This window comes from Rhodococcus sp. NPDC078407, from assembly GCF_044542515.1.
Classification (GTDB): Bacteria; Actinomycetota; Actinomycetes; order Mycobacteriales; family Mycobacteriaceae; genus Rhodococcoides.
The window spans coordinates 20,811-47,613 of sequence record NZ_JBITUQ010000023.1 but is presented as its reverse complement, the minus strand read 5'-3'; the positions used below and the strand labels follow the sequence as shown (position 1 = coordinate 47,613).

24 protein-coding genes and 1 tRNA gene are annotated in these 26,803 nt (G+C 64.9%); 15 read left to right on the top strand and 10 right to left on the bottom strand.

Going from position 1 to position 26,803, the window contains the following annotated elements; all coding sequences use genetic code 11:
• The first annotated feature begins 141 nt into the window (after positions 1 to 141).
• From ACIGGF_RS20260 to nagB, 3 genes are read left to right on the top strand one after another with little or no spacing between them, the layout of a single operon-like run.
• A complete protein-coding gene (locus ACIGGF_RS20260; protein ID WP_397522986.1) occupies positions 142 to 1,389 on the top strand; it encodes a PTS transporter subunit EIIC in 1,248 nt (415 codons plus the stop codon).
• Positions 1,386 to 2,567: an N-acetylglucosamine-6-phosphate deacetylase gene (locus tag ACIGGF_RS20255; protein WP_397522950.1), complete on the top strand. Its 1,182-nt coding sequence runs from the start codon at positions 1,386 to 1,388 to the stop codon at positions 2,565 to 2,567. The genes ACIGGF_RS20260 and ACIGGF_RS20255 overlap by 4 nt, the downstream gene beginning before the upstream one ends.
• On the top strand, positions 2,568 to 3,356 hold the full coding sequence (gene nagB, locus ACIGGF_RS20250) for a glucosamine-6-phosphate deaminase (protein WP_397522949.1): 789 nt from the start codon (positions 2,568 to 2,570) through the stop codon (positions 3,354 to 3,356).
• Between the two features lies 1 nt (position 3,357).
• On the opposite strand, the gene ACIGGF_RS20245 is transcribed toward nagB, so the two are convergent.
• The 3 genes from ACIGGF_RS20245 to ACIGGF_RS20235 form a co-directional block, all read right to left on the bottom strand.
• Positions 3,358 to 4,185: a shikimate 5-dehydrogenase gene (locus ACIGGF_RS20245; protein ID WP_397522948.1), complete on the bottom strand. Its 828-nt coding sequence runs from the start codon at positions 4,183 to 4,185 to the stop codon at positions 3,358 to 3,360.
• 10 nt (positions 4,186 to 4,195) lie between these two features.
• The gene (locus ACIGGF_RS20240; RefSeq protein WP_397522947.1) at positions 4,196 to 4,918 is read right to left on the bottom strand and encodes an HNH endonuclease family protein; all 723 of its coding nucleotides are present in this window, start codon (positions 4,916 to 4,918) and stop codon (positions 4,196 to 4,198) included.
• A gap of 81 nt (positions 4,919 to 4,999) precedes the next feature.
• Complete coding sequence (locus ACIGGF_RS20235; RefSeq protein WP_397522946.1) at positions 5,000 to 5,902, bottom strand: NADP-dependent oxidoreductase; 903 nt, start codon at positions 5,900 to 5,902, stop codon at positions 5,000 to 5,002.
• 103 nt (positions 5,903 to 6,005) lie between these two features.
• On the opposite strand from ACIGGF_RS20235, the gene ACIGGF_RS20230 reads away from it, so the two are divergent.
• From ACIGGF_RS20230 to ACIGGF_RS20200, 7 genes are all read left to right on the top strand, one after another.
• The gene (locus ACIGGF_RS20230; protein ID WP_397522945.1) at positions 6,006 to 8,843 is read left to right on the top strand and encodes a DEAD/DEAH box helicase; all 2,838 of its coding nucleotides are present in this window, start codon (positions 6,006 to 6,008) and stop codon (positions 8,841 to 8,843) included.
• Positions 8,843 to 9,595, top strand: a complete 753-nt coding sequence (locus tag ACIGGF_RS20225) for an SWIM zinc finger family protein (RefSeq protein WP_397522944.1) — start codon at positions 8,843 to 8,845, stop codon at positions 9,593 to 9,595. The genes ACIGGF_RS20230 and ACIGGF_RS20225 overlap by 1 nt, the downstream gene beginning before the upstream one ends.
• Before the next feature lie 76 nt (positions 9,596 to 9,671).
• The gene (locus ACIGGF_RS20220; protein WP_397522943.1) at positions 9,672 to 11,180 is read left to right on the top strand and encodes a CoA-acylating methylmalonate-semialdehyde dehydrogenase; all 1,509 of its coding nucleotides are present in this window, start codon (positions 9,672 to 9,674) and stop codon (positions 11,178 to 11,180) included.
• Between the two features lie 7 nt (positions 11,181 to 11,187).
• The gene (locus ACIGGF_RS20215) at positions 11,188 to 12,327 is read left to right on the top strand and encodes an isobutyryl-CoA dehydrogenase (RefSeq protein ID WP_397522942.1); all 1,140 of its coding nucleotides are present in this window, start codon (positions 11,188 to 11,190) and stop codon (positions 12,325 to 12,327) included.
• Entirely contained in the window at positions 12,324 to 13,382 is a 1,059-nt protein-coding gene (locus ACIGGF_RS20210; RefSeq protein ID WP_397522941.1) for an enoyl-CoA hydratase/isomerase family protein, read from the top strand. Before ACIGGF_RS20215 ends, ACIGGF_RS20210 begins: the two co-directional genes overlap by 4 nt.
• Positions 13,379 to 14,287: a 3-hydroxyisobutyrate dehydrogenase gene (mmsB, locus tag ACIGGF_RS20205; RefSeq protein ID WP_397522940.1), complete on the top strand. Its 909-nt coding sequence runs from the start codon at positions 13,379 to 13,381 to the stop codon at positions 14,285 to 14,287. Before ACIGGF_RS20210 ends, mmsB begins: the two co-directional genes overlap by 4 nt.
• The gene (locus tag ACIGGF_RS20200; protein WP_397522939.1) at positions 14,284 to 15,060 is read left to right on the top strand and encodes an enoyl-CoA hydratase; all 777 of its coding nucleotides are present in this window, start codon (positions 14,284 to 14,286) and stop codon (positions 15,058 to 15,060) included. The genes mmsB and ACIGGF_RS20200 overlap by 4 nt, the downstream gene beginning before the upstream one ends.
• 19 nt (positions 15,061 to 15,079) lie before the next feature.
• Here the strand turns inward: ACIGGF_RS20200 and ACIGGF_RS20195 are convergent, their stop codons facing one another.
• The 7 genes from ACIGGF_RS20195 to ACIGGF_RS20165 form a co-directional block, all read right to left on the bottom strand.
• Positions 15,080 to 15,904 (bottom strand): hypothetical protein, encoded by an 825-nt coding sequence (locus ACIGGF_RS20195; protein WP_397522938.1) that lies wholly within the window; start codon positions 15,902 to 15,904, stop codon positions 15,080 to 15,082.
• 89 nt (positions 15,905 to 15,993) lie between these two features.
• Positions 15,994 to 16,539 (bottom strand): MarR family winged helix-turn-helix transcriptional regulator, encoded by a 546-nt coding sequence (locus ACIGGF_RS20190; protein WP_397522937.1) that lies wholly within the window; start codon positions 16,537 to 16,539, stop codon positions 15,994 to 15,996.
• A gap of 174 nt (positions 16,540 to 16,713) precedes the next feature.
• On the bottom strand, positions 16,714 to 17,301 hold the full coding sequence (locus ACIGGF_RS20185; RefSeq protein WP_397522936.1) for a class I SAM-dependent DNA methyltransferase: 588 nt from the start codon (positions 17,299 to 17,301) through the stop codon (positions 16,714 to 16,716).
• Positions 17,302 to 17,315: 14 nt separating this feature from the next.
• Entirely contained in the window at positions 17,316 to 18,239 is a 924-nt protein-coding gene (locus ACIGGF_RS20180; protein WP_397522935.1) for a hypothetical protein, read from the bottom strand.
• A gap of 62 nt (positions 18,240 to 18,301) precedes the next feature.
• Positions 18,302 to 18,374, bottom strand: a tRNA-Arg gene (locus tag ACIGGF_RS20175).
• A gap of 68 nt (positions 18,375 to 18,442) precedes the next feature.
• The gene (locus tag ACIGGF_RS20170) at positions 18,443 to 19,159 is read right to left on the bottom strand and encodes a DUF305 domain-containing protein (protein WP_397522934.1); all 717 of its coding nucleotides are present in this window, start codon (positions 19,157 to 19,159) and stop codon (positions 18,443 to 18,445) included.
• Positions 19,159 to 20,052, bottom strand: a complete 894-nt coding sequence (locus ACIGGF_RS20165; RefSeq protein WP_397522933.1) for a DUF3105 domain-containing protein — start codon at positions 20,050 to 20,052, stop codon at positions 19,159 to 19,161. Before ACIGGF_RS20165 ends, ACIGGF_RS20170 begins: the two co-directional genes overlap by 1 nt.
• A 231-nt stretch (positions 20,053 to 20,283) precedes the next feature.
• Here ACIGGF_RS20165 and argS point away from each other — a divergent pair, with 231 nt between their 5' ends.
• The 5 genes from argS to thrB are packed head-to-tail and all read left to right on the top strand — an operon-like array spanning position 20,284 to position 26,668.
• The gene (gene argS, locus ACIGGF_RS20160; protein WP_397522932.1) at positions 20,284 to 21,936 is read left to right on the top strand and encodes an arginine--tRNA ligase; all 1,653 of its coding nucleotides are present in this window, start codon (positions 20,284 to 20,286) and stop codon (positions 21,934 to 21,936) included.
• Positions 21,933 to 23,354 carry a diaminopimelate decarboxylase gene (gene lysA / locus ACIGGF_RS20155; RefSeq protein WP_397522931.1) on the top strand — a complete coding sequence of 474 codons (1,422 nt, stop codon included), beginning with the start codon at positions 21,933 to 21,935 and terminating at the stop codon, positions 23,352 to 23,354. The genes argS and lysA overlap by 4 nt, the downstream gene beginning before the upstream one ends.
• Positions 23,351 to 24,652 (top strand): homoserine dehydrogenase, encoded by a 1,302-nt coding sequence (locus ACIGGF_RS20150; RefSeq protein WP_397522930.1) that lies wholly within the window; start codon positions 23,351 to 23,353, stop codon positions 24,650 to 24,652. The genes lysA and ACIGGF_RS20150 overlap by 4 nt, the downstream gene beginning before the upstream one ends.
• The gene (gene thrC / locus ACIGGF_RS20145; protein ID WP_397522929.1) at positions 24,649 to 25,716 is read left to right on the top strand and encodes a threonine synthase; all 1,068 of its coding nucleotides are present in this window, start codon (positions 24,649 to 24,651) and stop codon (positions 25,714 to 25,716) included. The genes ACIGGF_RS20150 and thrC overlap by 4 nt, the downstream gene beginning before the upstream one ends.
• 19 nt (positions 25,717 to 25,735) lie before the next feature.
• Positions 25,736 to 26,668 carry a homoserine kinase gene (gene thrB / locus ACIGGF_RS20140; protein ID WP_397522928.1) on the top strand — a complete coding sequence of 311 codons (933 nt, stop codon included), beginning with the start codon at positions 25,736 to 25,738 and terminating at the stop codon, positions 26,666 to 26,668.
• Positions 26,669 to 26,803: the final 135 nt, after the last annotated feature.

The following is a 26,803-nucleotide window of genomic DNA, read 5'->3' as shown; positions in this document are numbered from 1 at the left end:
GCTGGATCACAAGTCTGGGTTGACACGAGCTTGCCACCTGGTCAAACTACAACTGGTAATGACCGGACAGTACCCCTGATGGCACTCGGTCACAACAGTGAAATCCACCCTCGATGGATCAGCCTCGAAGAGAAGGTCGCCATGACCCCGAAGAACACGGACTCGGTCGACACCGAGCCCAAGAAGGACTCCCGATCATTGGCCGGACTGCAACGGTTCGGTCGCAGTCTCATGCTTCCCATCGCTGTCCTGCCTGCTGCCGGAATCTTGTTGCGGCTCGGCCAAGACGACTTGCTGGGTAGGTTCAGCGCGCTGGAGACCGCGGCAGCCGTCATCTCGGCCGCCGGTCAGGCCGTGTTCACCTGGCTTCCCCTCATCTTCGCCGTCGGTATCGCCATCGGCTGGGCCAAGAAGTCCGACGGCTCGACAGCACTCGCCGCGGTCGTGGGGTACATGGTGATGAACGGTGTCTTCACCGCAATGTCGCCGGTGGTGCTCGACGGCAAGGTCGATGCCAACGGTGACCCGGCCGTGATCGATTACGGCGTTCTCGCGGGCATCGTCATCGGTCTGCTCTCGGCCATCCTCTGGCAGCGGTTCTATCGGCAGAAGTTGCCCGATTATCTCGGCTTCTTCAGCGGCCGCAGGCTCGTGCCGATTCTGACGGCGATCACCGGTCTCGTTGTTGCGGTGATCATGTCGTTCGTCTACCCGCTCTTCTACAGCGCGCTCAACTGGGTCGGAAACACCGTCGCCGACCACAGCGTGGTGGGCAGCGGCATCTACGGCTTCGCCAATCGCATGCTGATTCCGACCGGCCTGCACCACATCCTGAATTCCGTGGTCTGGTTTCTCGTCGGCGACTACCAGGATGCGAGCGGGCAGCTGGTGCGCGGTGACCTCAACCGGTTCTTCGCCGGTGACCCGTCCGCCGGAGTGTTCATGACCGGGTTCTTCCCGATCATGATGTTCGCCCTTCCGGCAGCAGCGTTCGCGATCTACCGCAACGCCAAGGCCTCGCAGAAGAAGATCGTCGGCGGAATCATGTTGTCCACCGGCCTGACTGCCTTCGTCACCGGTATCACCGAGCCGCTCGAGTACTCGTTCATGTTCGTCGCCTGGCCGCTGTACATCATTCACGCCATCCTGACCGGAACGTCGATGGCGTTGACCAACGCGCTCGGAATTCACGACGGATTCTTCTTCTCCGCCGGCGGTATCGACTACCTGCTGAACTACGGAATCGCCACCAAGGCATGGTTGCTCATCCCTATCGGGCTCGGGTACGCGGTGATCTACTACTTCCTGTTCAGCTTCGTCATCAAGAAGTGGAACCTGCGAACCCCCGGGCGTGAGGACGATGTGGTGCCCGAACCGACTCGGGCATGACTGCCAGGACCACGACGCTACGAGGGCGGGTAGTCACCGGCGAGGAGGTGATCGAGGACGGCACGATCGTGCTGACCGGAGACCGCATCTCGTGGGTCGGACCGACCCCGCGATGGACGGGAGATCCAGCACCGCAGTCCGATTCGATCATTCTCCCGGGTCTGGTGGATCTACACTGCCACGGCGGCGCGGGAGCGTCGTTTCCCGATTCTGCCGACGCCGATCTGTTGACGGCGGTCCGGCATCACCGCTCCCGCGGCACCACGACAATGCTCGCGTCCCTGGTGTCGGCACCCCCGGAACGACTGATTCACCAGACATCGTTGCTGGCCGATCTGTACGAAGCCGGCGACATCGCCGGGGTGCACATCGAAGGCCCGTTCCTCTCCGTTGCTCGTTGCGGCGCACAGGATCCGGGTTCGCTTCGATCCGGCGATCCAGGTCTGCTGGCAGAGATCATCGGTGCCGGTCGGGGAGCGGTGCGGTCGATGACTCTGGCTCCCGAGGTGGACGGGTTCGCCGCCGTCGCCGAGATGCTCCGCGAGAACGACATCGTGCCGAGTATCGGGCATACGGACGCCGACGCTCGCACCACCCGCCGCGGTATCGACACGCTGGGGAGTGGGCCGATCACGGCCACACACCTTTTCAACGGGATGCCGACATGGCACCACCGTGCACCGGGTCCGGTGAGCGAATGCCTGGCCGCCGCGGCGCGCGGAAGCATGGTGCTCGAATTGATCGGAGACGGAGTGCATTTGGCGGACGAGACGGTGCGCGCGGTATTCGATCTCGTCGGTGGCGGGCGCATTGCGCTGGTGTCCGACGCGATGGCCGCGGCCGGTATGTCCGACGGGCGTTATCGACTCGGACCACTGGACGTGACGGTGCAGGACTCGGTCGCGCGGTTGTCACGGGAGAGCGATCCAGACGCTGCACCCATCGCGGGTGGGACTGCCACGGTGTTGGATCTGGTGCGTCGCGCCGTACATGATGCCGGCGTGCCGTTGGTGGAGGCGGTGCGGGCGGGGTCGTCGACACCGGCGAGAACGATCGGTCTCGGGTCCGACATCGGCGCGCTGCAACCGGGCATGAAAGCGGACGTGCTGGTGGTCGACGCATTCTTTCAACCGGTGCAGGTCTTCAGAGGCGGAATTGCGCTGCAGGAGGAGAAATAGATGGAGATCGTGATTCTCGACGGGGTGGACGAGGTCGATCGAACGGCCGCCGACATCGTCGAGCAGACAATCCGGGCCTCACCGAAATCCAGTCCTGTACTCGGCCTGGCGACAGGATCCACCCCGGTCGGCACCTATCGCGAACTGGCGAGACGTCATCGCGACGAGGGTTTGTCCTTCTTGCACTGCCGAGCGTTTCTGCTCGACGAGTACATCGGTCTCGCCAAAACTGCGGAGCAGTCCTACTTCTCGTTCATTCGTGAGAACTTCGTCGACCACGTCGATCTGGACGATTCCGCGGTGTTCTCGCCCGACGGTGAAGCGGACGACATCGCATCGGAGGCGCAGCGGTACGACGCGGCGATTGCGGAAGCGGGCGGCATCGACGTTCAGATCCTGGGAATCGGTACCGACGGGCACATCGGCTTCAACGAGCCCGGTTCGTCACTGCGATCGCGAACCCGGGTGAAGACGTTGACCGAGCAGACGCGTTCGGACAACGCGCGGTTCTTCGACTCGCCCGAGGACGTGCCCCATCACGTGCTGACGCAAGGCCTCGGCACAATCGACGAGGCGCGTCACCTCGTGTTGATCGCGACGGGCGAGTCGAAAGCGGACGCGGTGGCAGCAGCGGTGGAAGGCCCGCTGTCGGCGCACTGCCCGGCCTCGGTGATTCAATGGCACCCCCACGTCAGCGTGCTGCTGGACGACGCTGCGGCGTCGACGCTCGCTCTCCCGGAGTACTACCGATACGCCTACGCCAATAAACCTCGGTGGCAACACCTCTGAATCAGCTCCGCGCGAACTCCGATGCGCGGGCGATCTGCTCGTCCGACGGCCGAACCCCGGTGTAGAGAACGAATTGTTCTGCCGCCTGCAGGGCGATGACTTCCGCGCCGGTGATCACCGGCTTGTTCGCCGCCCGGGCGGCCACGATGAGCGGTGTTTCCGACGGCATCGCGACGACGTCGAACACGGCCTGCGCCGCATCGATGTGTTCGGTGGTGAACGGCATGGACCCGGAATCGGGACCCCCGGCCATGCCGAGTGGGGTGACGTTCACCAACAGGTCCGCAGCCACCGCGTCGGCGGACCATCGGTAACCGTAGGCCTCGGCAAGTGCCGGGCCGGTATGAACGTTGCGCGCGACGACGGTACCGCTGGTGAAACCCGAATCTCGCAGTGCCGCAACCACAGCCTTGGCCATGCCGCCACTGCCGGCAACGGCCACCGAGAGATCGGGGGACACGGAATGGGCCGTCAGCAAATTCGCCACGGCTTGATAGTCGGTGTTGTACGCGTGCAGAACGCCGCTCTCGTTGACGATGGTGTTGACCGAGTCGATGGCGCTCGCCGACTCGTGCATGACGTCGACCAGATCGATGACGTCTTCCTTGAACGGCATGGAGACGGCGCAGCCCCGGATGCCCAGTGCGCGAACACCACCCACGGCGGCGGCGAGATCTGTAGTGCTGAACGCCTTGTAGACGAAGTTCAGGCCCAGCTCGTCGTACAGATAGTTGTGGAAGCGCGTTCCGAAGTTGCTCGGGCGGCCGGACAGAGACATGCAGAGCTGCGTCTCACGGTCGAGAAAGCTGCGTGCTGATGCCGTTGACATTGGTAACACCTTACGCCGCGCACGTTGTTGCCACCGATGCGAGAACACCGCGATCGGCTTCGGTGATCGGTAGTTCGTACTGGGCGGCCACCGAGAGGTACTTGCCCGCGTAGAAGCAGTGGTAGGCCGCATTCGGCGGCATCCAATCCGACGGTGTCTTATCGCTTTTCGATTGGTTGTCGGGCCCGTTGACGGCCAGCAACTCGAACGAGACATCGTTCGCGAACAGAACGCGCTTGTCCGGCGGCCACGCGTGCGCGCCCATGTCCCATGCGGCCGACAGAGGGTAGACGTGGTCGATCTGAATTTTTCCGGCATCGGATTTGGTGAACTGCAGCCGTTCACCGGAGTACGGGTCTGCGAGCCAACCGGACAGAACCACGCAGTCACGGGTGCCGTCGCGAAACTCGATCTCCGTCATGGACAGGGCCAGGACGTTGTCGCGAGTTCCGCAACCGTCGTGGCCGCCCGGCCCGTCGTAGTCGTCCGTCCACGCCGGTCCGAACACACACCCTTCGCCGCTCTTGCATCCGCGCTCGTATCCCGGAGCGTCGGGCCGGGCCGCAATTACTCGGACCTGCGCGAGCAGTTGGTCGATCTGGACTCGGGTGGGGCTGCCGGGGGCAGGCGCGGCGGGGGAGAAGCCGGGGATGACGGGTCGATCGCACGATCCGAACGCAGCCATCACCACCGCGGCGATCACCAGCGCCGCCGCTACCCACAGTTTCCTCACACACGCCCCATCGTCGTTTCGCGGCTGTCCCTCGCCAGGAGCAGTGTGCCGGACGGTACCGACATCGATCGCCGACCGGACTCAGCGGACCTCGATGACGACCTTGCCGAGCACATGCCCGTTCTCGACGAGGGCGAGAGCTTCGCCGGCTTTCTCGAGCGGAAAGACATGGCCGATCCGCGGTTTCAGTACCCCCGAGGCGGTCAGCTCCGCCAACCGCTCGAACGCAGCGGTCGTGCGATCGCGAACCACGCCCGAACCACCCCATTCCGATGCCAGCACCGGATCTGCGACGCTCAAGATCGGCGTACCCGACGCGGCAGTCGCCGCCCCACGCAACGTCTCCCCGCCGACGAGATCGACGATGGCGTCCACCGGCCGGGTGACTTCGGCGGGGATATCACTGCCGGATTCGATGAATCGGGCACCGAGGCTCTCGATCCACTCTCGTTTGCCCGCGCTCGCCGCTGCTATGACATCGATACCGTCCGCCCGCGCGAGTTGGAGCACCGCCGATCCCACACCGCCACCCGCGCCGAGCACGAGCAGGGTGGCGCCTTCGCTCAGGTCCAACTGGCGTAGCGCGTCGTACGCGGTTCCCGACGCGACCGGCAGGGTCGCCGCGGCTACCCATGAGACCGTCTCGGGCTTGCGGGCGGCGCCCGACGCGTTGACGACGGTGTACTGGGCATAGCCGCCGTGTCCCGTGGCGGTTGCCCCGAATACGTGATCGCCGACCGAGAAATCGTGCACACCGGCACCGACGTCGACGACGGTGCCCGACGCCTCCCGCCCGAGCACCGCGGGCAGAGTGATCTGCACGGTGTCTTTGAGATTGCCCCTGCACACTTTCCAATCCGCGGGATTCACCCCGGCCGCGTGCACCGCTACGAGTATCTGCCCCGGTCCGGGTTCGGCGACGGGCAACTCGAGAAGGGACTCTGTCTCCGGCCCGCCGTATTCGCTGAATCCGTACGCGATCATGCGACCACTGTGCCCTATTCTCGAGCCGATCGGCAGTGCGCAGAGCGGCCTCGTCGGAGTGCCTCACCGCGGTGGTGTCGGTGCGTCCTGGTTGGATGGACCGATGCTGCACGGTCTGTGGTCGCCCGGTGCCGGACTCATGCTGTGGGACGACGAAGTGACCACCGGGGACGAACCCGACCTGCCCGCGGCTCACGCACAGGTGCTCATCAGAACGTTTCGGCACCGTGCGGCAGTGTCGTTCCCGAGCGCCGGGCCGAGTGCCACCGCCCGTGCCCCGGTACAGGTTCCAGCCATTGCGCTCGCGCCGCACGATGCGGTGGACCTGTTGTTGCGCACGCCGTCCGACCACGCGTTGATCTCGGGAGATCTGCGATTCCTGGCGCACGTTGCTCGCGGAATCGAACGGTGGGTCCGCGGCGGGCGCGTCGTTCCTGCGCTGAAACAGATGGATGGGCAGTGGTGGCCGCGGTGGCGTCTTGTCGGTGGTGAGCGCCAACGAGCCTGGCTCAGCGAACTTGCCGTATCGATGCCGTCGGTGCAGCGCGCCGGCGAGCGACCGAAAAAAATTCTGGACGACATGGTCGAGGAGCTCACCGACCCCATCGTGAGATCCCTTCTGGGAAGACCCGACTCGGAACACCCATTGCTGTCCGCGTTGGTTCGCGACGATCCGTACGACGAGGGCACTCAGCAGATGTCGACCCTTCTCGAGAAGTGGCGCGCCAGCCTCACGGTCGACGAACCCGCCCTGGTCTTACGCCTGCTCGAACCCGAGGATGACGACGAGGCCGACACCGACACATCCCCCGACGAGTCGGTGGAGTCGTTCTGGACCCTGCAGGTGTGTCTGCGGGCAGACGGCGAAGCGCCGCGTCCGGTTCCGATGAGCCGCAAGGTCGATGCCACGCTGCTGTCGATCGCGGTGCGCAAGCTCGGCGAGGCGGTCGCGGCATACCCCAGGCTGCGCGATGTGCCTTCTCGCGAAGGGACGCTGGATCTGTTGCTTCCCACCTCGGTCGTCATCGATCTCGTCGAACATGGTGCGACGGCGCTGCAGGCCTCGGGCACGACGGTGTTGCTGCCCCGTGCGTGGACGCGGCTGGACCCGTCGATGAGGCTGCGAGTCGAGTCACCCGCCGTGACCAAGGCTGCTGCTGATCGCGCGGTCGGCATGGACGAGCTGGTGTCCTACGACTGGCAGCTCCAATTGGGCGACATGGTGCTCACCGAGGCGGAGATGAACAGGCTCGCCGTCTCCAAGGGCGATCTCGTGCGGCTTCGTGGTCAGTGGGTGCTGGCCGACGGCGGTCAGCTGGCGCGGGCAGCGAAGTACGTTGCGGAGCATCACGGCGACGGGACCGCGTTGAGCACGCTGATGCGTGAGATGACGCTGGCAGATCCACCCCCGGCTCCGATTCAGGACATCCGCGCCACAGGCTGGGCGGCCACACTGCTCGAGCCTGGCGCGGTGCCCGAGACGATCCCGGTGCCGAACGGCGTCAACGCAGTCCTCAGGCCCTACCAGCAGCGGGGACTCGACTGGCTCGCGTTCATGAGCCGGCTCGGGCTCGGTGCTGTGCTCGCCGACGACATGGGCCTGGGAAAGACGCTTCAGGTGCTCACGCTGCTTGCCCACGAACAACATTCGAGTCCGACGCTGCTGGTGGCCCCGATGTCGGTGGTCGGCAACTGGCAGCGTGAGGCGGCGAAATTCACCCCGGCACTGCGAGTTCTGGTGCATCACGGCCCGACGCGATTGCGCGATGAGGAGCTCGACCGGGCGATCGCCGAGCACGACCTGATCGTCACCACCTACGCGTTGATGGCCAAGGACCGCGCGCAGCTCTCGGAGCAGACGTGGCGTCGCGTGGTGCTCGACGAGGCACAACACATCAAGAACGCCGGCACGGTACAGGCCAAGGCTGCGCTTGCCATTCCGGCGGAACACAAGTTGGCTCTTACAGGAACGCCGGTGGAGAACCGTCTGGACGAATTGCGATCCATTCTCGATTTCGCGAACCCGGGCATGTTGGGCAGGCCCTCCGATTTCCGCAAGCGATTCTCGGTACCCATCGAGCGCGAGAACGACGAGAACGCGGTCTCACGGTTGCGAGCCATCACGTCGCCGTTCATTCTGCGACGCGTCAAGACCGATCCCACGGTCATCTCGGACCTGCCCGAGAAGAACGAGATGACGGTGCGCGCCAACCTCACCGCCGAGCAGGCCGCGTTGTACAAGGCCGTCGTCGACGAGATGATGGCGCAGATCGCCGATGCGAAGGGTATGAAGCGCAAGGGCGCGGTGCTGTCCGCACTCACTCGTCTCAAGCAGGTGTGCAACCACCCGGCTCACTTCCTGTCCGACGGTTCGTCGGTGCTCAAGAAGGGGCAGCACCGATCGGGCAAGATCGGGTTGGTCGAGGACATGCTCGATTCGATTCTGGGCGACAACGAGAAGGTGCTGCTGTTCACGCAGTTTCGGGAGTTCGGTGAGCTCGTTGCACCGTACTTCGCGGATCGTTTCGGAGCCGAGGTGCCGTTCCTCCACGGAGGAGTGAGCAAGACGAAACGTGATGCGATGGTCGAGCGGTTCCAGAACGACGGCGGTCCGCCGATCATGCTGCTCTCGCTCAAGGCGGGTGGCACCGGGTTGAATCTCACGGCCGCCAATCACGTGGTTCACCTGGACCGTTGGTGGAATCCGGCAGTGGAGAATCAGGCTACGGACCGGGCCTTTCGCATCGGGCAGCGCAAGAACGTCGAGGTGCGCAAATTGTTGTGCGTCGGCACCGTGGAGGAGCGAATCGATTCGATGCTCGTCTCCAAGCAGGGCCTGGCGGATCTGGCGGTGGGCACCGGCGAGAACTGGGTGACCGAGATGGACACGGCGGAACTGCGGGAACTGTTCCGCCTCAGCGAGGATGCGGTGGGCGAGTGATGGTCGATTTCTCGCAGTACGGAAAGCGTCGAAAAGTACAAGGCGGCATCGAGTCCAGGAACAAGCGCGGGGCCTTCGGGCAGACGTGGTGGGGTAGGCACTTCGTCGCTGCGATGGAGGATCTGGCCGATCCGGGTCGCATCGCGCGGGGTAGAACGTACGCCCGCCAGGGCCAGGTACTCACTCTCGGAATCGAGCGTGGACAGATCTACGGCGAGGTGCAGGGCAGTCAACTCGAGCCGTTCTCGGCCTCGGTCACCGTCGATCCGTTGACCTCGGGTGAGGTCGCCGCGTTGATCGATCGGGTGCGATCGAATCCCGGGATGTTGGCCGAACTGGCATCGAACGCTATCCCGCAGGCACTGGCCACGACGTTGTTGCCGCACGACAAAGGTCAACTCGATTTCGATTGCACGTGTCCTGACGACGGGTGGCCGTGCAAGCACGCGGCGGCGCTGATGTACATCGCCGCCGAACACATCGACGCGTCCGCGGTCACCATCTTGACCTTGCGTGGAGTGGACCTCGACCAACTGATCGAGGGCGTCGGTGACGGGGGCGAGGACTTCGACGCCGACGACTGGTTCGCCGATCGGGCGTCCTTCCCCGATCTTCCCAAGGTGTCGTTCGCTCCCGCGATGGACGACCTCGACCCGTTGATGCTCCGCCGGGTCTTCCGCGTCGACGGATTCACCGAGGCGGAGGTCAGTCGAGCATGCGTTGATCTGAGGCAGTTCTACGAGCGCATGTGAGTGATCTGGACTTACATGGACTTCCGACTATAGGATGGGCGTACTTCACATCCACGCTCGAGGACGGACGATTTCCATGGCTCGCGAACTCTCGCACTTCATCGGCGGCAAGCATGTCGCCGGCACCTCCGGACAGTTCGGAGATGTCTTCGATCCCAACACCGGCGAGGTGCAGGCCAAGGTGCCGCTGGCCGACGTATCCGAGGTCGAAGCCGTCATCGCCGACGCCGAACAGGCGCAGCGTGAGTGGGCGAAGTGGAACCCGCAGCGACGCGCACGCGTGCTGATGAAGTTCCTCGCGCTCGTCACCCGCGACACCGAAGAGCTCGCGCGTCTGCTGTCGTCGGAGCACGGCAAGACCATCGCCGACGCCAAGGGCGACATCCAGCGCGGCGTCGAGGTCGTCGAGTTCGCTGTGGGCGTCCCGCATCTGCTCAAGGGTGAGTACACCGAGGGCGCGGGCGGCGGCATCGACGTCTATTCGATGCGTCAGCCGCTGGGCGTCGTCGCCGGCATCACCCCGTTCAACTTCCCCGCGATGATTCCGCTGTGGAAGGCCGGTCCGGCCATCGCGTGCGGCAACGCGTTCATCCTCAAGCCGTCCGAGCGCGACCCGTCCGTGCCGCTCAAGCTCGCGGAGCTCTTTCTCGAGGCCGGACTGCCGCCGGGTGTGTTCAACGTCGTCAACGGTGACAAGACTGCTGTCGACGTGCTGCTCACCGACGAGCGAGTCAAGGCGATCGGCTTCGTCGGTTCGACGCCCATCGCGCAGTACATCTACGAGACGGCAGCCCAGCACGGCAAGCGCGCACAGTGCTTCGGCGGGGCCAAGAACCACGCCCTGGTGATGCCCGACGCCGATCTCGACGAGGTTGCCGACGCACTGCTCGGTGCCGCCTACGGCTCGGCGGGCGAGCGTTGCATGGCCATCTCCGTCGCCGTTCCGGTCGGCGAGGAGACCGCCGATGCGCTCGTCGCCAAGCTGACCGAGCGCGTGGCGAAGTTGAAGATCGGTCGCAGCGACGACGAGGGCGCGGATTTCGGACCGCTCGTGGGTAGCGATGCGCTCAAGCGTGTCAACGATTACACCCAGATCGGTGTGGACGAGGGTGCCGAACTGGTCGTCGACGGGCGCGGTTTCAGCCTCGAGGGCCATGAGGGTGGATTCTTCGCGGGCGCAACACTGTTCGACAAGGTGACCACCGACATGCGGATCTACAAGGAAGAGATCTTCGGCCCGGTCCTGATCGTCGTCCGCGCGAAGGATTACGAGGACGCGCTGCGCCTGCCGACCGAACACGAGTACGGCAACGGCGTCTCGATCTTCACCCGCGACGGCGACACCGCTCGCGACTTCTGCTCCCGCGTCCAGGTCGGCATGGTCGGCGTCAACGTGCCGATTCCCGTGCCGATCGCGTACCACACGTTCGGTGGTTGGAAGCGTTCTGGATTCGGTGATCTGAACCAGCACGGACCGGACTCGATCCGCTTCTACACCAAGACCAAGACCGTCACTCAGCGCTGGCCGTCGGGCACCAAAGAGGCTGCTGCGCAGAATCACTTCGTCATCCCGAACATGGACTGATCCAGCGATGTTCACATTGAACGAGGACGAGCGAGCGATCAACGAGACCGCACGCGAATTCGCGGACGAGTTCCTGGCACCCAATGCCATCGAGTGGGATCAGCAGAAGCACTTCCCGGTGGATGTGATGCGCAAGGCCGCCGGCATGGGAATGGGCGGAATCTACATTCGGGAGGATGTAGGCGGATCGGGCTTGACCAGAGTCGATTCGGTCCGAATTTTCGAGCAGCTCGCCACCGGCGACCCGTCCATCGCGGCATACATCTCCATTCACAACATGGTCGCCTGGATGATCGACACCTACGGGAACGACGAGCAACGGCAGCGTTGGTTGCCGGGCCTGTGCGCAATGGACCAGCTGGGGAGCTACTGCCTCACCGAACCCGGCGCGGGCTCGGATGCGGCGATGCTCGGCACCAAGGCGGTGCGCGACGGCGACGAGTACGTGTTGAACGGCGTCAAGCAATTCATTTCCGGCGCAGGCACATCCGAGGTGTACGTGGTGATGGCGCGCACCGGTGCACCCGGGCCGAAAGGAATTTCGGCGTTCATCGTCCCCAAGGACGTCGCAGGACTGTCGTTCGGCGCGAACGAGAAGAAGATGGGCTGGAACGCTCAGCCGACCCGGCAGGTCGTTCTCGAAGAAGTGCGCATCCCGGCCGAGAATCTTCTCGGCAACGAGGGTGACGGTTTCCGGATTGCCATGAACGGCCTCAACGGCGGCCGCATCAACATCGCTGCATGTTCGATCGGCGGTGCACAATCCGCCCTGGACAAGGCGGTCTCGTACCTGGCCGAGCGCAAGGCATTCGGTGCTCGGTTGCTCGATGCACAAGCGCTGCAGTTTCGGTTGGCCGATTTCAAGACCGAACTCGAAGCCGCCCGCACACTGCTGTGGCGAGCCGCGGACGCGCTGCAGAACGACGCGCCGGACAAGGTCGAAATGTGCGCGATGGCAAAGCGTTTCGGTACCGACACCGGATTCGAAGTCGCGAACGGTGCCCTGCAGCTGCTCGGCGGATACGGTTACCTCGCCGAATACGGTGTCGAGAAGATCGTTCGTGATCTTCGGGTCCACCAGATATTGGAAGGTACCAACGAGATCATGCGCGTCGTCGTTGCTCGTTCGATCGTGGGTGCCGCATGAGTGATGTCCTCCTGGAGGTGTCCGGCGGGATCGGTCGCATCACTCTGAACCGGCCGAAAGCCATCAACGCACTCTCGCATGCGATGGTGCAGCAGATCGCACCGATGCTGGCGCAGTGGGCAACCGACGACAGCGTCGACGCGGTTCTGCTGACCGGTGCCGGCGAACGGGGCTTGTGCGCCGGTGGCGACATCGTCTCGATCTACCACGATGCGAAGGACGGTGGTAGCGGGAGCAAGGACTTCTGGCGAGACGAGTACGTTCTCAATGCCGCGATCGCCAGGTTTCCCAAGCCGTTCGTCGCCATCATGGACGGCATCGTCATGGGCGGGGGCGTCGGTCTCTCGGCCCACGCCAACACTCGCATCGTGACCGAACGGTCGAAGATCGCGATGCCCGAGGTCGGCATCGGCTTCATCCCCGATGTCGGTGGCACATACCTTCTTTCGCGTGCGCCCGGGCAGATCGGGACTCACTTCGCTCTCACCACGGCGCGCATGAACGCCGCCGACGCCATCGCGGTCGGCTTCGCCGATCACTACATGCCCTCCGACAAGCTGGAAGATTTCTACTCGGCACTCGAGACGGTCGGCGTCGGAGAGGCCATCGCGACGTTCAGCGAGACTGCGCCGGAGTCCGCCATCGAGGGTCAGCAGGACTGGATCGACGAATGCTATGCGGGCGACGACGTCCAAGGCATCGTCGACGCATTGGCCGCTTCTGCAGTGCCGGAGGCGCAGCAGGCAGCGAAGGACATCGCGTCGAAATCGCCGGTGTCACTTGCGGTGACGCTACGGTCACTCCGGCGGGCAGCGACGCTGCCGTCGCTCGAGGCCGTGCTCGACGAGGAGTACCGCGTGTCGGTCGCGTCCCTGAGCAGTCATGATCTGGTCGAAGGCATTCGGGCGCAGGTAGTCGAGAAAGATCGCAATCCGCAGTGGCAGCCCGCCACGTCGGCGGACGTCACGGCCGAGGATGTCGACCGGTACTTCGCGCCCCTGGGTGACACCGAACTCGGTCTGTCCGAAGCACACACAGAAGGTGAGCAGTCATGAGCGAGAAAACGATCGGATTCATCGGCCTCGGGCATATGGGTGGGCCGATGGCCGCGAACCTGGTTGCAGCCGGGTATACGGTGCAGGGCTTCGATCTGGTTCCCGCGGCGCTGGAGCAGGCCACGAAAGACGGCGTCACAGTGATGGAGTCCGCAGTCGCGACCGTCGCCGGAGCCGACATCGTGATCACGATGCTGCCGAACGGGAAACTGGTACTCGGGCTGTACGAGGAGCTGCTTCGTGCCGCTGCACCGGGAACTCTGTTCATCGATTCCTCGACCATCGACGTCGCCGACGCGCACGCCGCGCACACGCGGGTGCACGAAGCCGGCCACCGCAGTCTCGATGCGCCGGTGTCCGGCGGAGTGGGGGGAGCGGCCGCGGGAACGCTGACGTTCATGGTCGGCGGATCCGAAGAGGATTTCGCTTCTGCGGCAGCCGTTCTCGACGTCATGGGGCGCAAGGTGGTGCACTGCGGTGCAGCGGGTAACGGCCAGGCCGCCAAGATCTGCAACAACATGATCCTCGGGGTGTCGATGATCGCCATCAGTGAGGCGTTCGTGCTGGGGGAGAAGCTGGGCCTGAGCAACCAGGCGCTGTTCGACGTGGCCTCGACTGCGTCCGGTCAGTGCTGGGCGCTGACGACCAACTGCCCGGTGCCCGGTCCCGTTCCGACGAGCCCGGCCAACAACGAGTACAAGCCCGGTTTCGCTGCGGCGTTGATGGACAAGGACCTCGGTCTGGCTGCGAACGCACTGCGCGACAACGGTGTCGAGGGTGTTCTCGGCCTGCAGGCAGCCGAGTTGTACGCTCGATTCAAGGAAACCTCCGGGGGCGGCACCGACGTCGACTTCTCCGGCATCATCAACGACATCCGCGAGCGCTCGAACGGAGCCGGCCTGTGACCGATTACGACACCATTCTGCTCGAGCGGCGCGGACGCGTCGGCATCATCACGCTCAACCGTCCGAAGGCGTTGAACGCGCTCAATTCCGAGTTGATGCGCGAGGTCGTCTCGGTGGTCGAAGAGCTCGACGCGGACTCGGAGATCGGTGCCATCCTGATCACCGGCTCCGAGCGAGCCTTCGCCGCTGGGGCCGACATCAAGGAGATGCAGCCCAAGTCCTACATGGACGTGTACCTCGACGACTTCTTTGCCGCCTGGGACCGCCTGGCATCGGCTCGAACGCCGTTGATCGCGGCGGTGTCCGGGTACGCACTCGGCGGCGGGTGTGAACTCGCGATGCTGTGCGATGTGCTGATCGCCTCGGATACAGCAGTGTTCGGACAGCCCGAGATCAAACTCGGCGTCATTCCGGGCATCGGCGGGTCGCAGCGCCTGACGCGAGCGGTAGGCAAGGCCAAGGCCATGGAGATGTGTCTGACCGGTCGCAACATGAAGGTCGAGGAAGCCGAGCGGGCAGGCCTCGTCTCGCGCATCGTGCCGGTTGCAGACCTACTCGACGACGCGATCGCGACCGCGACCACGATTGCCGAGATGTCGCTGCCGATCACCATGATGGCGAAGCAGGCAGTGAACCGATCGTTCGAGTCGAGCTTGAGCGAGGGTGTTCTCTTCGAACGTCGAGTGTTCCACTCTGCCTTCGCAACCGAAGATCAGAAGGAAGGGATGTCTGCGTTCATCGAGAAGCGGACGCCCAACTTTAAGCACCGGTAGGCCGCTTTGTGGGGTCGCCCTACCTGTCGGGAGACAGTAGGGCGGCACCGCGTGCCGACACCAACTCGGGCATTGCCGGTACCAAGGTGGGTAGGCCGGTCCGCAACTCGAGCGACCGCGCTATCGAGGTGATGTTGGCGCCGCCGCCGACCACGACGATGGACTGCGGTCTGGCACCGGCCAGTTGGATCGTTTGCTCGACGAGCATGCCCGCATACCGAACCGGTCCTGCGATCAGATCGTCGAAGTCTCGGCGGGTCAGCACGTGGCGCGCGACTCCGGACGGGTCCGCCGTGCTGACAACGGAGTCGATACTCAGTTGCTCCTTGATGGATCGGCTGGCGTCGAGTCCGACGCGAACGCCGTTGGAGGAGAGCAGCCGGCGCACCGAGTGGTCGAGATCATCGCCGCAGAACGTGGCGGTACGCCTCGTCATCAGCGTTCGAGAGGACGCGAGATCGATGACGGTGACCGTCGTTCCGGTGCTACCGATATCGCACAGAACGGTGACGCCGTGGTTCGGTACCAGTCCGATGAATCGCAGATAGCGAACTTGCGCAGCGGTTTCCGGCACCAGTGACGCCGTTCGGGCGGTGCCGCGGGTAGCGACCGAGCCGGGATCGGTGGCAACGCGGTATGCGATGGCCGAGAACTGCACCGGGAGCGACATCGTTGCCGCGATGGAATGGATGGCATCGACACCGGTGGCGATGGTGGTGGCCAATGATTGCCCGGGGGCGCGGCGCACCGTCCGCGACACGATGGGTGTGCGGTGGGGGCTGTCCAGATACGTCAGAATCGCGCGTGCACCATGCGCACCCGCCCCGACCCCCAGTACCAGCACCCCGCCCCGCCCTTCAGCAGACCGACTCCGATCTGTTCCGGAGCAATTGGATCACGAACGGTACGGGTGTGCCATTGTCTTGTGACGAGTCACGATCGAAATCGGAATGATGTGGTGATGTCATCACTGTCGAAATCGCCTGCATCCGAACGCAGTTCCGCAAGTATGCGCACCAGCGCCATAAGCTTGTCGCGCGCGAGACCGGGCTTGGCGAACACCAGCGAGTTCAGGCGCTCGGTGGCTTCGACCGCCAACGTGCGCCCCTGCTCGGTAATTTCGACCAAGGTCGTCCGTCGATCGCTGGGGTGGGGAATGCGGCGCACGTAGCCGACGGATTCGAGACGGTCGACGGCATTGGTCACGCTGGTGGGATGCACCTGCAGACGCGCACTCGCCTTCGCCATCGGTAGAGCGCCGTTCTTGGTGAACGTCAACAACGTCAATAGTTCGTAGCGCGAGAAGGTCAATCCCGTGGGCTTCAGCGCTTCCTCGACCCGGGCCAGCATGATCTGCTGTGCGCGCATCAACGACGTGACCGCGGCCATGCCGTCGGCAGCGTCGGACCACCCGTGCTCGGTCCACTGGCGGTGCGCCTCTGCAATGGGATCGAGGGGAAGCGGAGACGGTGCTGGCATACCGTCCATCCTCCCACGATGTCCGGTTCGAGCGTCTACCGAATCTCCACGACGAATTACGACGAGTGTGCGAAGTGAAGGCAGACGGGTGCCTTTGCGGGCAACGGTGCAAGAACTCGAAGAACGGTCGAATCACCTCCGAAACGTCGCCGAGCGGCCTCGGTGCGCGTCATGTCAGGCAAGCAGAGCCGGCTTTCGCGCCACTGTCACAGCCCAATCCGCCTCGTCGCGCCAGGGCCGCAGATCCCAGGTCGAGAACCGGTGTTCGACGACGAAACCGACCGCGGCCAAATCGCTGTCGAGTGCGGTGACGGTGTACTCACGATCGGTGGCGAATCCGGTGACGAACACCCCGCCTTCGGTCAGGTGTGCCCAAATGCGTTCGAGCGCTGCGCGTTCGGTACCGGGCTTCATGAAGACAAGTACGTTCCCCGCGGCCACGGCTGCGTCGAAGGTCCGTGCCAGATCCAGCGTCGTCAGATCGGCGACATGAACGTCGAGTTCGGAATGTGCTCGCGCTGCCTCGGCCAGGATCGGATCGAGATCCACTGCGGTCACACGGTGTCCGCGTCGAGCCAATTCGGCACCGAGTCTGCCGGTCCCGCAGCCGGCATCGAGAATGCTCGACGCGGGAGCGACCACCGCGTCGACCATGCGGGCCTCGCCGTGCAGATCCACGCCGCGTTCGGAGAGGCGGTCGAATCGCTCGATGTAGCGCTTGGAATCGTCGGCGGAGTTCTCGGCTTGCCAGCGTGTGGTCATGCCGCCAGGGTAGGTCAGCTCAGGTCTTCGAGAGCCGACTGGGCTTGTGTCACGCGTACCCGGGCCGCCTCGAGCACTTCCGCGGCCGACTCCGCCTGTGCGACGCTCCGCTTCACTGCTTTCCGCGCCGCCTTCGCTCTCGCCTTGGCGGCGTCCAGCTCGGTTTCGAGTCTCTCGACTTCCGCTGTGGCGCTGCGTCGTTCGGACGCAGCACGCGCTGTTTCGGAGTCAGCGGCTTCGGCCGCATCGCGTGCGTCAGCGAACGCGGTGTCGGCAGATTCGAGCTCCGCGACCAGCTTCTGGCGTTCGGCCTCGCGGAGCTCGTCGGCCTCGGAGGTGTCGTCGGAATCGGACTCGGACGCGGCCGGGTGTACGTCATCTATTTCCGTCTCGGCCGCGGCTTCGTCGGGCGTGGCGTCGTCGGGCGGGTCGGGAACGAGTGAGAGCAGCGCAGGCCCGAAGCCGCTGTAGGTTTCGGCAGTGACTGTTCGGCCCGCACGTACGCGGTCGCGAATCTCGGGGTCGGCCATCGCCGCGTTGAGGGTGTTGGAGATCTCGCGCGCTGCGTTGTCGCCGACGGTCGCTCCGAGTTCGCGCCCCAAGGAGACGGCCTTCTCGGTCAGGGTGCGTATCGAACTGCTTCGAGCGGTGGACAACTCGCGTAGGCGGGGGCCGTCACCGCGCTGTTGTGCTCGCTCGAGCTGCTCGCCGAGCTCGAACAGTTCCGCCAGCGCCGATTCGTCACGGCGGGCGAGGACGTTCACCAACCACGCGACAACCGTGGGCTTGCGGTAGGCGCCGATGGACGCGGCACCGGCTTTGTCGCCGGACTTCTTGAACCGGGCTACGTACGCGGAGCGATGGGAAACGAACTCGGCGGGAGGTAGCGAATACAAGTCGTCGACGACGGTCTCGATCGGGGGGAGATTCTCGGACATCGACGTCCACCGTCTCGTTCGAGGCAGTCACGCTGCAACGGTCACGTGCGTTCAAAGATGTGTGCCCCCGGCAGGATTCGAACCTGCGGCCTTTCGCTCCGGAGGCGAACGCTCTATCCCCTGAGCTACGGGGGCGCACCGGCAGTACCGGCGTGCCTGTTGGGCTGTACGAAAGACTAGCGCATGGGCGACGGGAGCCGAAATCACCCCTCGGGCAGCGGCTGCGCACCCTTCTCGGCGAGCATCTGCTTCATCAGCGTCGACTCGCTCGTCTGGGTAGCCACCATGGATTCGGCCAAGTTGATCACCGCAGGGGACTGCGCGTGAATCCGGGCGTACTCCATCATGGCCAGGCCGCCCTCGTGATGCCGAAGCATGAGCTGGAGAAACATGACGTCGACGTCCGTGCCGGTGGCCTGCCGAAGCTCGGCCAGCTCCGCGGAACTGGCCATGCCGGGCATGGCCCTGGTGGGATCGGCGGACCCCGGTTCCATCGACATGCCGCCCATCGAATGACCGTGGGAGTCGTCTTCGGTCATCCACGTCATGTAGCCGTCGGTCGATATCGGTGCGCGGTCCCACAGCGCCAGCCAGCCCTGCATCTGGCCCACCTGATTCTGCTGCGAGGTGAGCATGTCGAATGCGAGGCTCTTGACGGCCTGATCGGGGGCGTTGGTCAAGGCAACCGCTGCCATCTCGATCGCCTGGTTGTGATGCACGGTCATGTCCTGGGCGAAGCCGACATCGACCGAGTCCGCGGCAGGCGAGCTGTCACCGTCACGGAACGGGTTCCCCACCAGAAAGCCCACGGCGAAGCCGATCGCCAGGACGGCGATCAGCGCCAACGCCACCAGCGTGGTGCGCTGGCTCCGCTTGGCCTCGGACGGAACGGTGGACGGGTCGACGGTCGGTTCGGTCATCAGCTCGCGGGCACCTCGAGGTCGCTGGGCAGCTGTGCACCGCCGGGAAGTCCGCCGGTTCCGCCGATCTCGCTGGCGTCGGGAGTGATCCCGGCGCCGTCCATCGGCACCGCGTCAGGGCCGGGCGCGGAGGCGTCGAACAACGGGGGATTGTCGGGATCGAAAGCGTTGTCGCCCGTTCCCGGAACCGATGCGCAGCTGGCACCGACCTCCGGGTAAGCGAAGCGGTTGAGGCGGAGGGCCGAGATGAACTGGCCGATGCGCTCGTCGTCGACGCTGTCCAACTTCAGCTGGTGACCCCAGGACTGCAGCGCAACCGGGCTGTCGAGACCGGGGTAGGGCGACATCATCATCTGGGTTTCACCGTCTACGCGGTCGGCCAGCGACTCGACCTGGTCTTCGTTCAGATCATCCGGGTTGTAGGTGACCCAGACGGCTCCGTGCTCGAGCGAGTGCACGGCATTCTCGGTGCGGATCGCCTCGGGGTAGACAATTCCGGTGCAGGTGGCCCACACGGCATCGTGTGGCCCACCGAAGGGCGGCGACTGATCGTACGCAACTCGCTGCGCGCGTGAGACGTGCAGAGCAGCCGGGTACTCCTGGACGGTCACACCGTCGATGTCCGTCGACGGATCCTGGTTGCTCTCGCTGGGCTCGAACTTCTGCGCTTCGGCGCGGTCCTGGTACTTCGGGTACAGGTTGATCCCGAGACCAGCGACGAGGCCGACGACCACGACGACACCGGCAACCGTCAGCCAGGGAATCTGCCTGCCCTTGGCGGCGGGCACGCCGCCCTTCTGCTTGCGAGCTGACTTCTTGTTGGCTGCGTTGATGGCTTTGTCCGCCTTCGCAGCCGACTTGTTCTGACTGCCTTTGTCGGGACCCGTTGGCATCGCTGTGGTTGCTCTCTCAGTCGAGGAAAGTTGGTGGTCGGTGTCGCTGGTCGTGCGTATCTGCTGGTGACGGGGGTGGCGACGCACCGTCCGCGCAGAGCGCCCTTACTGTACGTTCTCCGCCTGAGAGCGTGCTCAGAGCCTGCAACGAGCGCGTGGGCCGGGTGAGCCCGCGATCGGACGGGCAGTGGATGCGAGTACGCCGCACACCAGCCAATAGGATAGCTACCTGTGACTCCCGCCGATCTTGCCGAACTGCTCCACGCGACCGCCACGAAGGTGCTCGCCGACCGCGGCCTGGACGCATCCGTTCTCCCTGGGAAGCTCACCGTCGAGCGTCCCCGCAATCCCGAGCACGGCGATTACGCAACCAACGTGGCACTGCAGGTCGCGAAGAAGGCCGGAGCCAACCCCCGAGATTTCGCCGGTTGGCTCGCCGAAGCGCTCGCAGCCGACGCCGCGATCGACAGTGCCGATGTCGCCGGACCCGGTTTCCTGAACATCAGGCTCGCTGCCGCCGCGCAGGGGGAGATCGTCGCCCGCGTGCTGGCTGCAGGTTCGGCGTTCGGCGGCGGATCGTCGATGGCAGGCAAGAGGGTCAACCTCGAATTCGTCTCGGCCAACCCCACCGGTCCGGTGCACCTGGGCGGTACCCGGTGGGCGGCCGTCGGCGATGCGCTCGGACGCGTCCTGAGCGCCCACGGTGCCGAGGTCACCCGTGAGTACTACTTCAACGATCACGGTGCCCAGATCGATCGATTCAGCCGCTCGCTCATCGCCGCTGCGAAGGGTGAGCCTGCACCCGAGAACGGTTATGCGGGCGAGTACATCGCCGAGATCGCATCGAAGGTGCTGGAGACGGAACCAGAGGCGCTCGCACTGGCCCCCGAAGCTCAGGAAGAAGCGTTCCGGTCCATCGGAACGCACCTGATGTTCGACCGAATCAAGGCGAACCTGCACGAGTTCGGTGTGGACTTCGACGTCTACTTCCACGAGAACTCGCTGTTCGAGTCAGGGGCCGTCGAGAAGTCGGTCGAGTACCTCAAGAGCTCGGGGAGTCTCTACGAGGAGGACGGGGCCTGGTGGCTCAGGTCCACCGAGTACGGCGACGACAAGGACCGCGTCGTCATCAAGAGCGACGGTAACGCGGCGTATATCGCAGGCGACATCGCCTACTTCCAGAACAAGCGTCAGCGCGGTTTCGACCTGTGCATCTACATGCTCGGAGCCGACCACCACGGATACATCGGGCGGCTCAAGGCGGCCGCGGCGGCATTCGGGGACGACCCCGAGACCGTCGAGGTGCTGATCGGCCAGATGGTCAACCTCGTGCGCGACGGCGTCGCGGTGAAGATGAGCAAGCGCGCCGGAACCGTCATCACGCTCGACGACCTGGTCGACGCCATCGGCGTCGACGCCTCGCGATACGTCATGATCCGCTCGTCCGTCGACTCCAGCATCGACATCGACCTCGCGCTGTGGGCGAGTGCGAGCAACGAGAACCCGGTCTACTACGTGCAGTACGCCCACGCCCGGCTGGCCTCGCTCGCTCGCAATGCCGCCGAACTGGGAATTCTCGCCGACGATCCCGATCTGAGCCTGCTGACGCACGAGCAGGAAGGCGAGCTGATCAGGACGATCGGCGAGTACCCGCGCGTGGTGGCCAGTGCCGCAGAACTACGCGAACCACACCGGATCGCCCGCTACCTTGAAGAGCTGGCGGGGGCCTACCACCGTTTCTACGGTGCGTGTCGAGTACTTCCACAAGGAGACGAGGAGCCCGGACCTGTGAACACCGCCCGACTGGCCTTGGGTAATGCCACCCGGCAGGTTCTGGCCAACGGCCTCGAACTGCTCGGTGTCAGCGCACCGGAGCGCATGTGAGCGCACATCCGGCAGGGCCCAAGCACGCCGACGCCCCAGCCGTGCAATCGATGTCCGAGCGTCCGAGCGCCGCGTCGGAGATGACGACGCTTCCCGAGCAGGTATGGCCCCGTAATGCCGAGCGCGGTGACGACGGCACGGTTCGTCTCGCCGGAGTGTCGGTCACCGATCTCGCGGAACAGTACGGGACGCCTCTGTTCGTCATCGACGAGAACGACTTCCGTTCGCGCTGCCGTGAGATGGCCGCCGCCTTCGGCGCGCCGGAGCGAGTTCACTACGCCTCCAAGGCTTTTCTGTGCGGAGAGATCGCGCGTTGGGTGGCCGACGAGGGTCTCTCGCTCGATATCTGCTCCGGCGGCGAGCTGGCCATTGCGTTGGCCGCAGGCTTCCCCGCGAACCGAATTGCCATGCACGGCAACAACAAATCCGTCGCAGAGCTCGAGGCCGGCGTGCGCGCAGGCGTCGAGCATGTGGTGCTCGACTCCAACATCGAGATCGACCGTCTCGACGGTGTCGCCGGCGCAGCCGGTGTGGTGCAGGACGTTCTGATCCGCATCACCGTCGGTGTGGAAGCGCACACGCACGAGTTCATCGCGACCGCGCACGAGGATCAGAAGTTCGGGTTCTCGCTCGCCGACGGCTCCGCACTCGACGCGGTCCGGCGCGTGTTCGCTGCCGACAACCTGCGCCTCGTCGGACTGCACAGTCACATCGGGTCGCAGATCTTCGAGGTCGACGGTTTCGAGTTGGCAGCCCACAAGGTCATCGGGCTGCTGCGAGACATCGTCTCGGAGTTCGGCGTCGACAAGACCGCACAGATTTCGACACTCGATCTCGGCGGCGGCATGGGTATCTCGTACGTGCCGAGTGACGATCCGCCCCCGGTGGAGCAACTCGCGGCGAAGCTGACCGCCATCGTCGAGACGGAGTCCGCCGCAGTAGGACTACCGGTTCCGACGATTGCCGTCGAGCCCGGCCGCGCCATCGCCGGACCGGGGACAGTGACGCTCTACGAGGTCGGCACGATCAAGGATGTCACCGTCGACAAGTCGACGCGTAGGCGCTACATCAGCGTCGACGGCGGCATGAGCGACAACATTCGGACCTCGCTGTATCAGGCCGAATACGATTGTCGGCTGGTCTCACGCTCGAGCGACGCCGAGGCAGTCCTGGCTCGGGTGGTTGGAAAGCATTGCGAGAGCGGCGACATCGTCATCAAGAACACCTGGATGCCGGCAGATGTCGGGCCGGGTGACCTGCTCGCGGTAGCGGCCACCGGGGCCTATTGCTACTCCATGTCCAGTCGCTACAACCTGCTGACGCGGCCCGCTGTGGTTGCGGTCGTGGACGGGCAAGCACGCCTGATCCTGCGGCGGGAAACAATCGAAGATCTGCTCAGCTTGGAGGTTCAGCCATGACATCGAAGCCGATAGGCGTCGCCGTACTCGGACTCGGAAACGTCGGTAGCGAGGTCGTCCGGATCCTCACCGAGAACGCGGAGGATTTCGAGGCGAGAATCGGTGCGCCACTGGCGATTCGGGGCATCGCAGTGCGTCGAATCGATGGCGACCGGGGAGTACCGGCCGAGCTGCTCACCGACGACCCGGCAGAGCTGGTCGGCCGCGACGACGTCGACATCGTCGTCGAGGTACTCGGCGGCATCGACATTCCCCGCAAGTTGGTGCTTTCTGCGCTGGAGAAGGGCAAGTCCGTCATCACGGCGAACAAGGCCCTGTTGGCCGAGTACACCGGCGAACTTGCCGACGCAGCCGAGAAGTCGCGTGCCGACCTGTACTTCGAGGCGGCCGTGGCCGGAGCCATTCCGGTCGTTCGTCCACTGATGCAGTCCCTCGCCGGTGACCGCGTGAACAAGGTCGCCGGGATCGTCAACGGCACCACCAACTTCATTCTCTCCGCCATGGACGAGACCGGGGCGGACTACGCCGAAACCCTGGCCGAGGCAGGGCGTCTGGGCTACGCCGAGGCCGACCCGACCGCCGACGTCGAGGGCTACGACGCGGCGTCGAAGGCCGCCATCCTGGCGTCCATCGCATTCCACACGCGGGTCACTGCCGGGGACGTCTACCGCGAGGGCATCAGCAACATCACTACGGACGACCTCGAGACTGCGAAGTCGCTGGACTGCACCATCAAACTGTTGGCCATCTGCGAGCGGATCGTCACGCCCAAGGGCAAGGAGCGAATCTCCGCCCGGGTCTACCCGGCGCTGGTTCCGCTGGAGCACCCGCTGGCATCGGTCAACGGTGCGTTCAACGCCGTCGTCGTCGAAGCCGAGGCCGCCGGACGTCTGATGTTCTACGGACAGGGCGCAGGCGGCGCTCCGACGGCATCCGCCGTACTCGGCGATCTGGTCATGGCCGCGCGCAACAAGTTCTACGGGGGACGGGGTCCCCTCGAATCCAAGTACGCCAAGCTCAAGGTGGCCCCCATGGGTGACATCCTCACTCGCTACTACGTCAGCATGCAGGTCGCGGACAAGCCCGGCGTGCTGGCGACCGTGGCGGCGGAGTTCTCCAAGCGCGACGTCAGTATCTCGACGGTGCGCCAGCACGGCTCGGGTGACGGAGCCAGGCTCGTCGTCGTCACCCACCTCGCGGCCGATTCCGCGCTGTCCGAAACAGTTGCATCGCTCGAACAGCTCGATGTGGTCGTCCACGTCGCCAGCGTTCTCCGATTGGAAGGCACCACAGTATGAGCGTCCACACCCCCTGGCCCGGTCTGATCGAGGCGTACCGCTCGCGTCTGGCCATCGGACCGGACTGGAAGACCGTCACGCTGCGCGAAGGCGGAACTCCGCTGTTGCCCGCCGGGCACCTGTCCGAATTGACCGGCTGCACAGTGCATCTCAAGGTCGAAGGGCTCAATCCCACAGGTTCCTTCAAGGACCGCGGAATGACCATGGCGGTGACCGACGCTCTCGCCCGTGGCCAGGAAGCCGTGCTCTGCGCCTCGACCGGCAACACCTCGGCTTCGGCGGCCGCCTACGCGGCCAAGGCCGGGATGAGCTGTGCGGTGCTCGTCCCGCAGGGGAAGATCGCCATGGGCAAGCTTGCGCAAGCGGTCATGCACGGAGCCAAGATCATTCAGGTGCAGGGTAACTTCGACGATTGCCTCGAATTGGCCCGCAAGACCACCGCGGAGTTCCCGACAATCGGATTGGTCAACTCGGTCAATCCCGTTCGTATCGAAGGCCAGAAGACCGCGGCGTTCGAGATCTGTGACGCCCTCGGCGACGCCCCGGACATCCATGCGTTGCCGGTCGGAAACGCCGGCAACATCACTGCCTACTGGCGCGGGTACTCCGAGTACTTTCGCGACGGTCTCACCACCCGCAAGCCGCGGATGCTGGGAGTGCAGGCCGCTGGTGCTGCCCCGCTGGTTCACGGTGCACCGGTGAAGGATCCGGAGACGATCGCCACCGCGATCCGTATCGGTTCGCCCGCATCCTGGAACGGTGCCGTCAACGCCAAGGAGGAATCGGGCGGTGCATTCCGTGCAGCGACCGACGAGGAGATCCTCGAGGCGTACCGGTTGATCGCCAAGACCGAGGGTGTGTTCGTCGAACCCGCCTCTGCGGCCAGTGTCGCCGGGCTGCTCGCAGCTCGGAAGGAAGGATGGCTCGAACCGGGCCTGACCGTGGTGTGCACGGTCACCGGAAACGGCCTGAAGGATCCCGATACGGCATTGTCGGGAATGCCTGTCGTAGAGCCGATTTCGGTGGATCCCGTCGCTGTCGCGGCTGCGCTCGAGCTGGCCTGAGTTGACGGACTCTCCGGCCATGACGACGACACTTCCGATCGGGCTCACGGTGACCGCACGCGTTCCGGCGTCCAGCGCCAACATCGGGCCCGGATTCGACAGTCTCGGAATCGCTTTGGGGCTCTACGACGAAATCGAGGTCACGACCACCGCATCGGGACTTCGGATTCATGTCGACGGCGAGGGGTCGGCGGATGTGCCGTGGGGGCCGACGCACCTCGTCGTCCGCGCCATCGAGCGGGGACTCGAAGCTGCCGGAGTGTGGGCTGATGGCTTGGATATTCACTGCCGCAACGTAATTCCTCACTCCCGCGGACTCGGATCGTCCGCGTCGGCTGTGGTCGGGGGTCTCGCAGCGGCCAACGCGCTCGCCGCGAAGGTCGATCCGGCCGGTGCATTGTCGGACAGCCAGCTCGTTCAGTTGTCGTCCGAGTTCGAGGGTCATCCCGACAACGCGTCGGCGAGCTGCCTCGGCGGTGCCGTCGTGTCGTGGAGCGAACCGCCCAATGCCAGTGTGACGGCACGAAAGTACGCGGCGGTCAGGCTCGAGGTGCATCCCAGCATCAAGGTCGTCGTGCTCGTGCCGTCCGAGCGCTCGTCCACCTCGCACACTCGGGGGTTGTTGCCGGAGTTGGTGCCCCATCGTGATGCGGCGTTCAACGTGAGTCGAAGCGCTCTCGCAGTGGTGGCGCTCACCGAGCGTCCGGACCTGCTGATGTCCGCAACCGAGGATCTGCTGCATCAGGGCCAACGCGCCCAAGCGCTGCCCGACACGACGCGCTGGATCGCGACTCTGCGGGCCCGATCCATCGCGGCTGTGGTCTCCGGTGCGGGACCGACCGTCATGGCGCTGTGCACCGAGCCGTTTCCGGAGGATCTTCGCGAGGCGGCCACCGCCGAGGGGTGGCGCGTGCTCGACCTCGACGTGGCCGACGCAGTCACGATCTCGTGACAACGCCGGGTAGGGTTCTTGCCGACTGAGGACAACGGCGCTATGGTGAACCTTGTCCGTACATCGTGCGCTTCAGACGCCGGTTTCGTCAGGGCATTCAGGTCGCTGTATTCGGGGGATTCCAACGTCCGAGTG

Coding starts and splice junctions, on each gene's coding strand:
- ACIGGF_RS20260 (WP_397522986.1), top strand. CDS start 142: ATGACCCCGAAGAACACGGACTCGGTCGACACCGAGCCCAAGAAGGAC.
- ACIGGF_RS20255 (WP_397522950.1), top strand. CDS start 1,386: ATGACTGCCAGGACCACGACGCTACGAGGGCGGGTAGTCACCGGCGAG.
- nagB (WP_397522949.1), top strand. CDS start 2,568: ATGGAGATCGTGATTCTCGACGGGGTGGACGAGGTCGATCGAACGGCC.
- ACIGGF_RS20245 (WP_397522948.1), bottom strand. CDS start 4,185: ATGTCAACGGCATCAGCACGCAGCTTTCTCGACCGTGAGACGCAGCTC.
- ACIGGF_RS20235 (WP_397522946.1), bottom strand. CDS start 5,902: ATGATCGCGTACGGATTCAGCGAATACGGCGGGCCGGAGACAGAGTCC.
- ACIGGF_RS20230 (WP_397522945.1), top strand. CDS start 6,006: ATGCTGCACGGTCTGTGGTCGCCCGGTGCCGGACTCATGCTGTGGGAC.
- ACIGGF_RS20225 (WP_397522944.1), top strand. CDS start 8,843: ATGGTCGATTTCTCGCAGTACGGAAAGCGTCGAAAAGTACAAGGCGGC.
- ACIGGF_RS20220 (WP_397522943.1), top strand. CDS start 9,672: ATGGCTCGCGAACTCTCGCACTTCATCGGCGGCAAGCATGTCGCCGGC.
- ACIGGF_RS20215 (WP_397522942.1), top strand. CDS start 11,188: ATGTTCACATTGAACGAGGACGAGCGAGCGATCAACGAGACCGCACGC.
- ACIGGF_RS20210 (WP_397522941.1), top strand. CDS start 12,324: ATGAGTGATGTCCTCCTGGAGGTGTCCGGCGGGATCGGTCGCATCACT.
- mmsB (WP_397522940.1), top strand. CDS start 13,379: ATGAGCGAGAAAACGATCGGATTCATCGGCCTCGGGCATATGGGTGGG.
- ACIGGF_RS20190 (WP_397522937.1), bottom strand. CDS start 16,539: ATGCCAGCACCGTCTCCGCTTCCCCTCGATCCCATTGCAGAGGCGCAC.
- ACIGGF_RS20185 (WP_397522936.1), bottom strand. CDS start 17,301: ATGACCACACGCTGGCAAGCCGAGAACTCCGCCGACGATTCCAAGCGC.
- ACIGGF_RS20180 (WP_397522935.1), bottom strand. CDS start 18,239: ATGTCCGAGAATCTCCCCCCGATCGAGACCGTCGTCGACGACTTGTAT.
- ACIGGF_RS20170 (WP_397522934.1), bottom strand. CDS start 19,159: ATGACCGAACCGACCGTCGACCCGTCCACCGTTCCGTCCGAGGCCAAG.
- ACIGGF_RS20165 (WP_397522933.1), bottom strand. CDS start 20,052: ATGCCAACGGGTCCCGACAAAGGCAGTCAGAACAAGTCGGCTGCGAAG.
- ACIGGF_RS20150 (WP_397522930.1), top strand. CDS start 23,351: ATGACATCGAAGCCGATAGGCGTCGCCGTACTCGGACTCGGAAACGTC.
- thrC (WP_397522929.1), top strand. CDS start 24,649: ATGAGCGTCCACACCCCCTGGCCCGGTCTGATCGAGGCGTACCGCTCG.
- thrB (WP_397522928.1), top strand. CDS start 25,736: ATGACGACGACACTTCCGATCGGGCTCACGGTGACCGCACGCGTTCCG.